The organism is Streptomyces sp. IBSBF 2435 (genome assembly GCF_036815005.1).
Classification (GTDB): domain Bacteria; phylum Actinomycetota; class Actinomycetes; order Streptomycetales; family Streptomycetaceae; genus Actinacidiphila.
The window spans coordinates 43,961-53,024 of record NZ_JAJSYW010000055.1 but is presented as its reverse complement, the minus strand read 5'-3'; the positions used below and the strand labels follow the sequence as shown (position 1 = coordinate 53,024).

Here is a 9,064-nt window from a genome sequence, read left to right as displayed (position 1 = left end):
GCGTTCCCCCGCCCCTGCGCCCCTCGGAGGCAGCCGCCGGATGATCCTCGCCGCCACCGCGGTGGCGACCGGTGCGCTGCTCGCCCCGGCGGCCCTGTCCGCCGTCAGCGCGACGCCCGCCGCCGCGGCCACCACCCCGGTGCAGGTGTATCTCAGCTCGGAGTCGACCGCGCCGGGGTTCGGCCCCAGCAGCGGGAGCTGGTTCACCGACCCGGCGACGGGCCTGGCCGCCACCCCGTACAAGCTGTCCAAGCAGGCGGACCTGACCACCACCGCCGCGTCCGGCTCCGCCACCATCACCGCTGACACCGGCACCCACTACCAGTCCGTGCTGGGCGTCGGCTCCTCGCTGGAGGAGTCGACGATCTACAACCTGTCCCGGATGAGCGCCACCGCGCGCACCGCCGCGCTGCACAAGCTGGTCGACCCGGTCAACGGCGCCGGCTTCAGCGTCGCCCGCATCCCGCTGGGCACCAGCGACTTCACCTCCCGTGCCTTCTACACCTACGACGACGGCTCCGCCGACCCGAGCCTGTCGCGCTTCTCGATCCAGAAGGACATCGACTACAAGATCATCGATGTGCTGCGCGAGGCGAAGACGATCAACCCGAACCTGCTGCTGTTCGGGAGCGTGTGGAGCCCCCCGGCGTGGATGAAGAACAACAACAGCCTGCTCGGCGGCTCGCTGCCCGACTCCAACATCCCCGTGCTGGCGACCTACTTGCGCAAGGCGGTCACCGCCTACGCGGGCCAGGGCCTGCCGCTGTACGCCGTCACGATGCAGAACGAGCCGCTGTTCTCGCCGCCGGACTACCCGGGCATGACCCTGTCCGCCGACCAGGAACGGCGGGTCGCCACCGCCCTGCGCGGCGAGCTGAACAACAACGGGGCGGCCAGTACCAGGATCTGGGCCTTCGACCACAACTTCTCCGACGGCCCCGGCTACACCGCCGGCGTCCTCGGCAACCCCGGCTCGCCCAGTGACGCCTTCAACGCTGTGGACGGTGTCGCCTTCCACGACTACGGCGGCGACCCCACGTCCATGGGGCAGGTCAAGGCCAGCTACCCCACCAAGGACGTGGCGATGACCGAACGCGCCGTGTGGGGCACCTCCGGCGCCGACCGCATCGTCCAGTACTTCCGCAACCAGTCGATCATGTACGAGGACTGGGTCACCATGCTCGACCAGAACCGCGCCCCCGAGCAGTGGTCCGGCTCGCCCGACCCCAGCATGCTCATCCAGTCGCCGGGCAGCCCCGACACGTACTGGGCCCTGCCCGACTACTACATCATCGCGCAGTTCTCGAAGTTCGTGGCCCGCGGCGCCACCCGCGTGCAGACCAACAACGGCGGCAGCGGCAGCACCACCAATGTGGCCTTCCTCAATCCCGACGGCACGCTGGTGACCGTCGTCGTCAACCAGACGGGCTCGCCGCAGCCGTTCACCCTGCGGGTCGGCGACCAGCAGTTCGCCGCCACGCTGCCCGCCAAGACCGTCGGCACCTACCTGTGGCCCGGCGCGAACAGCGGTACCGGAACCGGAACCGGCGGGAACGGGCCGATCGATTCGTCGAAGTGGTACACGGTGAAGAACACCAACAGCGGCAAGTGCGTGGATGACGCCAACGGTTCGACCGCCAATGGCGCCGCCGTCCAGCAGTGGGCGTGCCAGGCGGGGAGTGCCAATCAGCAGTGGCAGTTCCAGGCCACCGACAGCGGCTATTTCAAGGTGGTCAGCCGTAATGCGGGTTCCGCCGTCTGGGATGTGACGGGTGGTTCGGGCGCCGGCAATGGCGCGAAGATCCAGCTGTGGTCGTACGGGTCGGGTACGAACCAGCAGTGGAAGCCGGTCGCCGGCGCCAACGGGACGTACACCCTGACTCCGCGCAGCAATACCGGTGCGTGCCTGGATGTCACGGATGTCTCCACCGCGGACGGTGCCCGTCTCCAGCAGTGGACCTGCACCGGCGGAGCCGCCCAGAGCTTCACCCTCACCGAGCAGTAGACCGAAAGGGAATTCCGGCTGGGCCGTCCGTCAGCGGGCGGCCCGCTCTTATCTGTGCCCGTTATCCGGATGGCCCACGGAATACCCTTCCGCCGCCGGCCGCGAGGGGCGGCGATTCCGCTCGGCGCGCCGAGAGGACGGCTCGTGGGTATCGTAAAGCGGGGGTGTCCCTTCCGGACGTCCCCGACTGTTCTCGGTCCTCCATTTCCTCGCGCGGCAGGAGCCGGCTCATGCCCTTCATCAAAGCGAAAGACGGAACAGACATCTTCTACAAGGACTGGGGATCGGGTCAGCCGATCGTGTTCAGCCACGGCTGGCCGCTGACCGCGGACGCCTGGGACCCCCAGCTGAAGGTGGTGGCGGACAACGGCTTCCGCGCCATCGCCCACGACCGGCGCGGCGGCGGACGCTCGGGGCAGACCTGGGACGGGAACAACCTCGACACCTACGCCGACGACCTCGACGCGCTGATCGAGGCGCTCGACCTGCGGGACGTCATCCTCGTCGGCCACTCGACCGGCGGCGGCGAGGTGGCCCGCTACATCGGCCGGCACGGCACCGAGCGTGTCGCGAAGGCGGTCCTGCTCAGCGCGATCCCGCCGCTGATGCTCAAGACCGACGCGAATCCCGAGGGCCTGCCCATTGACGTCTTCGACCAGATCAGGGCCGGTGTCGAGACGGACCGCTCGCAGTTCTACCAGGACCTCAGCGCGAACTTCTACGGCGCGAACCGCGACGGCTCGACCGTCAGCCAGGGCACGCGCGACGAGTTCTGGCTGTGGTCGATGCAGGTCGGCATCAAGGGCGCGTACGACTGCATCAAGGCCTTCTCGGAGACCGACCTGACCGAGGACCTCAAGCGGATCGACGTCCCGACGCTGATCGTGCACGGCGACGACGACCAGATCGTGCCGATCGTCGCGTCGGGCGAGAAGTCGTCGAAGATCGTCAAGGACGCCGCCTTCAAGGTCTACCCCGGGGCGCCGCACGGCCTGTCGATGGTGCCCGAGTTCGCCGAGCGCTTCAACGCGGACCTGCTGGAATTCGCCCGCTCGTAGAAGCTGTCCGGCGGACCTCCCGCCGGACCTCCGGCGTGCCGTGTCCCGTGCTGTGCCGAAAAATGTAGATTTCCCGGGAATTGACGCACAGTAAAGGGTCCTACATGACTGCATCCGATGTGAACCGGGGACCGGCAGGCCCGGACGACGGTGCGGTCGGCCGTACCCCTGCGGGAGGGGACGGTCCCGCGGACAGGAAGCGGCCCTCCCAGCGCCCGTACAACCACCCCGCCGCCGGCTGGGGCGCCGCCAGGAGCGTCGGCCGGGTCCTGGTGAAGGAGCACGCGTTCGTCGACGGGCCGCGGGCCGTCTTCAGGATGAACCACGAGAACGGCGGGTTCGACTGCCCCGGCTGTGCGTGGCCCGACGACATCAAGGGCCTCAAGCTCGACATCTGCGAGAACGGCATCAAGCACGTCACCTGGGAGATGACCCCCAAGCGGGTCGGGGCCGACTTCTTCGCCCGGCACACCGTCGCCGAACTGTCGACGTGGTCCGACTTCGCGCTGGAGGACCAGGGGCGGCTGACCGAGCCGGTGGTCTACGACGCCGTCCGCGACCGCTACGCGCCGATCTCCTGGCCGGACGCCTTCGCGCTCATCGGCCGCGAGCTGCGGGGCCTCGACAGCCCGAACGAGGCGGCCTTCTACACCTCGGGGCGGCTCGGCAACGAGGCGACGTTCCTCTACCAGCTGATGGCCCGCGAGTTCGGCACCAACAACCTGCCCGACTGCTCCAACATGTGCCACGAGGCCTCCGGCCGCGCCCTCCAGGCGGCCCTGGGAACCGGCAAGGGCACCGCGGACCTCGCCGACTGGGAGGCCGCCGACGCCCTGTTCATCATGGGGGTCAACGCGGCGTCCAACGCGCCCCGGATGCTGACCGCCCTCGCCGACGCCTACCGGCGCGGCGCCCAGATCGTCCACGTCAACCCGCTGATCGAGGCCGCGGCGACCCGGACCATCGTGCCGCACGACATGACCGACATGGCGCTGTTCAAGCCGACGCCCACCAGCACCCTCAACATCCAGGTGCGGGTCGGCGGCGACATGGCCTTCCTGCGGGGCGTCGCCAAGGCGGTCCTGGAGGAGAGCGCGCACGATCCCAAGGCCCTGGACCACGAGTTCATCGGCCGCTACACCTTCGGCTTCGAGGACTACCGGGCCCTGTGCGAGGCCACGTCCTGGGAGCAGCTGGAGGAGCAGTCCGGGGTCCCCCGGGCCGACATCCTCAAGGCCGCGCGGATCTACTCCGCCTCCGACCGCACCCTGGTCAGCTGGTGCCTGGGGATCACCCAGCACGAGCACGGCGTGGACACCGTCCGCGAGATCGTCAACGTCCTGCTGCTGCGCGGCAATCTCGGCCGGGAGGGCGCCGGGCCGTCCCCGGTGCGCGGGCACAGCAATGTGCAGGGCAACCGCACCTGCGGCATCGACCACCGCCCCACCCCCGACTTCCTCGACCGGCTCGCCGACGCCTGCGGCATCGACCCGCCGCGCGAGCACGGCCTGGACACCGTCCGCACCATCGAGGCCATGAACGAGGGCCGGGTGAAGGTCTTCCTCGGCATGGGCGGCAACTTCGCCCTGGCCGCGCCCGACACGGCGTACACCGCCCAGGGCCTGCGGCGCTGCGCGCTCACCGTCCACGTCAGCACCAAGCTCAACCGCAGCCACCTCGTGCACGGCGGGAAGGCGCTGATCCTGCCGTGCCTGGGCCGTACGGAGAAGGACCACCAGCGGCGCGGCATCCAGGGCACCACCGTCGAGGACTCCATGAGCATGGTGCACCTGTCGGTCGGCATGAAGAAGCCGGCCTCCCCGCACCTGCTGTCCGAGCCGGCCGTCATCGCCGGCATCGCCAGGGCCACCCTGCCGGGCAGCCGGACCCCGTGGGAGTCCTACATCGAGGACTACGACCGTATCCGCGACACCATGGCGCGGGTCCTGCTCGGATTCGAGGACTTCAACCGCCGGGTACGGCTGCCGCTGGGCTTCCGGATCCGCCAGCCCGCCCGTGAGCTCGCCTTCCTCACACCGTCGGGCCGCGCCGAATTCTCCGCCGCCGGCCTGCCGGACGCTCCGCCGCCCGGCGACGTGATCGTCCTGCAGACCATGCGCAGCCACGACCAGTGGAACACCACGGTCTACTCCGACAACGACCGCTACCGCGGGGTGCGCGACATCCGCACGCTGATCCTGATGAACGGCGAGGACATGCGCGCCCGCGGCATCGCCACGGGCGACCTGGTCGATATCACCGCCACCGCGCGGGACGGCAGCCGCCGCCACCTGAAGCGCTACCGGGCGATCGAGTACAGCATGCCGCGCGGCTGCGCGGCCGGGTACATGCCGGAGATGAACGTGCTGGTCGCCGCGAGCGACTACAGCCGGCAGAGCGACCAGCCGCTGATGAAGAACATCAAGGTGCGCGTCGCGCCGAGCCCGCAGCAGTAGACAGCCGCAGTCAGGCACCGCCGCAAGGCGCCGCGGCGGCCGTCGCGCTCGTCGTCGCCGGCTGGGGCGTCTCGCAGTACCCCTACCTGCTGGGCACGCGTCTCTCGCTGGGCGAGGCCGCGTCCCCCGACGCCAACCCTCGACGTCGTCGTCGGGATCGCCTGCGTGGCCGTGGTGCTGATCCTGCCGTCCCTGGTGCCGCTGTTCCGCCTCGCGGGCCGCGGCGGCATCGGCGCCGGGCCGCCGCCCGCCTGACCCGCCCGCGCCCCGGAGGCACCGGGCCTCACGGTGGTTCGTCCAGCGGTTCCTCGACCCAGACGGTCTTGCCATCCGGCGAGTAGCGCGTCCCCCAGCGGCGGGCCAGCGACGCGATGATCAGCAGGCCGCGGCCGGTCTCGTCCTGGGCCCGCGCATGGCGCAGGTGCGGCGCCGTACTGGACTCGTCGGACACCTCGATCGTCAGGGAGCGGTCGTGGATGAGGCGCACCCGCGGGTTTCCGCTGGCGTGCCGCAGCACATTGGTGACGAGTTCGCTGACGACCATCTCCGTGGTGAAGGACCAGGCGTCGAGGCCCCAGTCCGCGAGCTGCACGCCGGTCCTCTCCCGGCAGTCGGCGACCGTCTCGGCGTCCCGCGTCCCGGTCCAGGTGGCGACCTGGCCGTCGACCAGGCGGTGCGTGCGGGCCGCGAGGACGGCGGCGCCGTCACCCGCCCGGATCGGCAGCAGGCCGTCGACGATGCTGTCGCAGGCCGCCCGCGGATCCTGGCCGGAACGGGCGGCTGCCCGCTCCAGCTGGTCCATGCGCTCCGCGGCGTCCGAGGCGGGTTCGATGAGCGACTCCGAGTAGAGGGTCAGCAGGCTCTCCGGAGCCAGAACCGTACGGCGGACCTCGTAGGCCGCCCCCTGCCCCAGCGGCGGCCCCACCGGCATGTCCAGGCGGCTCACGGCCCCGTCCGGCGTGGACACCAGCGGTACGGGCCACCCGGCGGCGGCGATGGCGAGTTCGCCGGACACCGGGTCGTAGACGGCGTACTGGCAGCGCGGCGCGTCCGCCGACCCTGCGGCCCGGTCCTGCCGCGCTGCGTGGTCGGGCACGATGCGGTGGGTGGCGTCGTCGAGGTGGGCCAGCAGCTCCTCCGGCGGGAGGTCCAGGTTGGCGAGCGTGGTCGTGGCGGTGCGGAACCGCCCCATGGTGACCGTCGCGTGCAGCCCCTGCTCGGGGACCTGGCCGATGGCCAGGCCGACGCGCGCTCCGGACAGCGCGATGACGTCGAACCAGACCGTCTGCCGGCTTCCCGGCGCGTGGAAGTGCGCGGTGGTGACCGCGGAGACCTCGGGGAAGGTCCGCGGCAGCAGGCTGCGCTGGAGCGTGACGGCGCTGGTGCGCTCCCGGGTGTAGCGGCGCGCGTTCTCGATGTGGATGCACGCCTTGGCGCTGACCTGCTCGGCCAGCTTCACATCGGTCGCGTCGAAGTCGAGCGGATGCCGCGGCCCGCGGTAGAAGCCGGCCAGGCCCAGCACGCGCCCCTGCGCCGACAGCGGCACGATGATCATCGAGTGGATCCCGGCCGCCCGCAGCGCGCCCGCCCGCGCGGCGTCGTGCATCAGCCAGTCGGCGGGCGCGGAGCGCGGGTCCAGGAGCCGCGGGGCGACGTCGCCCAGCACGTCGGTGTACGGGGTGGGGAAGACGAAGTGGCTCGTCTCGCCGACCGGGTAGATGCCGCGCAGCACGCCCCGGGTCTCGAACGCGGCCCGGCGCAGCGGCACGTCCGCGCCGACGGGCGGTTCGGGCGGGGTCTCGCCCTGGAGGACGGAATCGACGAGGTCGACGGAGACGGCGTCGGCGAAGTCCTCGACCGCGATGTCCGCCAGCTCACGTGCCGTGCGCATCGCGTCGAGGGTGGTGCCGATGCCCTCGTGGGCCCGGGCGAGCAGTTCCGCGGCGACCCGTGCGCGGGTCTCGTCGGTGACGTCGTGGATCACCGAGCCCACTCCGATGGTGCGCCGCGCGTCCTCCAGCGGGAAGGCGGTGACGGCGAAGGTCCGCCGGTGCCCCCGCCCGTCGTGCCCGTCGATCCGCTGCTGGACGGCCGCTTCGCCGCCGGCCAGGACCCGCTGGAGCAGCGGGGCCAGCGGAAGCCGTGATCCCAGCGTCTGCACCGGCCGGTTCAGGACCTGGCCGGCCCGCCGGCCGCGCATGGCCAGGGCGGCGGAATTGGTCCGCAGCACCCGGAGGCCGGCGTCGTATATCTCCAGGCCCGCGGCGGACTGCTCGAACGCGGTGCGCTCGTACGCGGCCTCGATCGCGCTGAACGAGCTGTCGTGTGCCACCACAGGCACCTCCTCGCGCCGCCTTCCCCGCGTGTCCCGGCGGCGTGCCGACAAAGCGGCCTTTCTCCCAGGTTACGGGCAGGCTCCCGGTTGGCAAACGGCCGCCACCGGCCGGGGGGGGGGGGACACGTGCTCCGCCGGGCATTGCAGGACCGGCGCCCGCCGCCCACGGCTACGCTGAACGGCGGTTTCCCGCTTCCGGACGACGCGTCGCGGTGTGTTGCGGGCCGCCGCGTCCACCCGGTGCTGCCTAGTGTCGGCCTGTGGACTCCTGGAGCGGCCCCGGCGAGAGCGGCGAGATCGACAGCAGGCCGCTGCCGGAGCTGCTGGTCTCCTGGCGGCGGCGCGTCGACCGGTCCGACCTGCCCGAGGCGGCCGACGCGTTCGCGCGGGAGCGGCCGGGAGCCGGACTGTCCCGGAGCGCGGTCGCCCGGCTGACCGGGGTCACCGAGGACTGGTACGGCTCGCTGGAGCGCGGCGAGGGCACCGACTGCTCGGAGGACTTCCTCGACCGGCTCTCCACGGCCCTGCGCCTGAACCACACCGAACGCACCACCCTGTATCTGCGGACCACGGGGCAGCCGCCCACCTCCGCCGCCATCCCGCAGGCGGAAGCCGCGGTCGAGATGGACGAGTTGCTCCAGCGCTTCATCGACAACCAGTCCCACCCCGCCTGCGTGGCGGACGTCGCATGGAACGTGATCGGCCACAACCAGCAGATGCGCGACTGGTTCCCCTGGGCCGCCCACCACGGCAACATCATGCGCTGGGCCCTGCTGAGCCCGGAGGCCCGCGAGCAGCTGGTGAACTGGCGGGAGGACTGGGCCCGCGCCTACGTCGGCCAGATCCGCTACGCGCGGTCGCACTACCGGAAGAACGAGGCCCTGCGCCGCCTCAAACGCGACCTCCTGTCGCGCTCGTCCGACGTACGGGACATGTGGCACCGCCGGGAGGTACGCGAACACGGCGACGGCAGCATTCGCAAGCTCCGGCTGCCGTACCACCAGGGCCGCGAGATCGTTGTCCACATTGTCGCCCTGCGTCCGATGCGCAGCGACCGGCTCCGCGTCTTCGTTCTCATGGAAGACCCCCCGAGCGTCGTCGGCGGCTGACCGAAGGCGCTCGGACATGCGGCTGTCGCGGTCCGGTCACTGTCGGCGACGAAAGCCGGATCCTCGTGCAATCCGCCTGCACATGCATAAGGTGATCTCAG

At 71.2% G+C, this 9,064-nt stretch carries 5 protein-coding genes; 4 read left to right on the top strand and 1 reads right to left on the bottom strand.

Annotated features, from left to right (window positions below):
* The 3 genes from V7E46_RS13610 to V7E46_RS13600 all read left to right on the top strand — a co-directional run.
* On the top strand, positions 1-2,005 hold a 2,005-nt coding region (locus tag V7E46_RS13610; RefSeq protein WP_333768657.1), incomplete at its 5' end, for an RICIN domain-containing protein.
* A gap of 230 nt (positions 2,006-2,235) precedes the next feature.
* The gene (locus tag V7E46_RS13605) at positions 2,236-3,063 is read left to right on the top strand and encodes an alpha/beta fold hydrolase (protein ID WP_333768656.1); all 828 of its coding nucleotides are present in this window, start codon (positions 2,236-2,238) and stop codon (positions 3,061-3,063) included.
* 104 nt (positions 3,064-3,167) lie between these two features.
* A complete protein-coding gene (locus tag V7E46_RS13600) occupies positions 3,168-5,519 on the top strand; it encodes an FdhF/YdeP family oxidoreductase (RefSeq protein ID WP_333768655.1) in 2,352 nt (783 codons plus the stop codon).
* Positions 5,520-5,802: 283 nt separating this feature from the next.
* On the opposite strand, the gene V7E46_RS13595 is transcribed toward V7E46_RS13600, so the two are convergent.
* A complete protein-coding gene (locus V7E46_RS13595) occupies positions 5,803-7,851 on the bottom strand; it encodes a SpoIIE family protein phosphatase (protein ID WP_333768654.1) in 2,049 nt (682 codons plus the stop codon).
* Positions 7,852-8,114: 263 nt separating this feature from the next.
* On the opposite strand from V7E46_RS13595, the gene V7E46_RS13590 reads away from it, so the two are divergent.
* A complete protein-coding gene (locus V7E46_RS13590) occupies positions 8,115-8,963 on the top strand; it encodes a helix-turn-helix transcriptional regulator (RefSeq protein WP_333768653.1) in 849 nt (282 codons plus the stop codon).
* Positions 8,964-9,064: the final 101 nt, after the last annotated feature.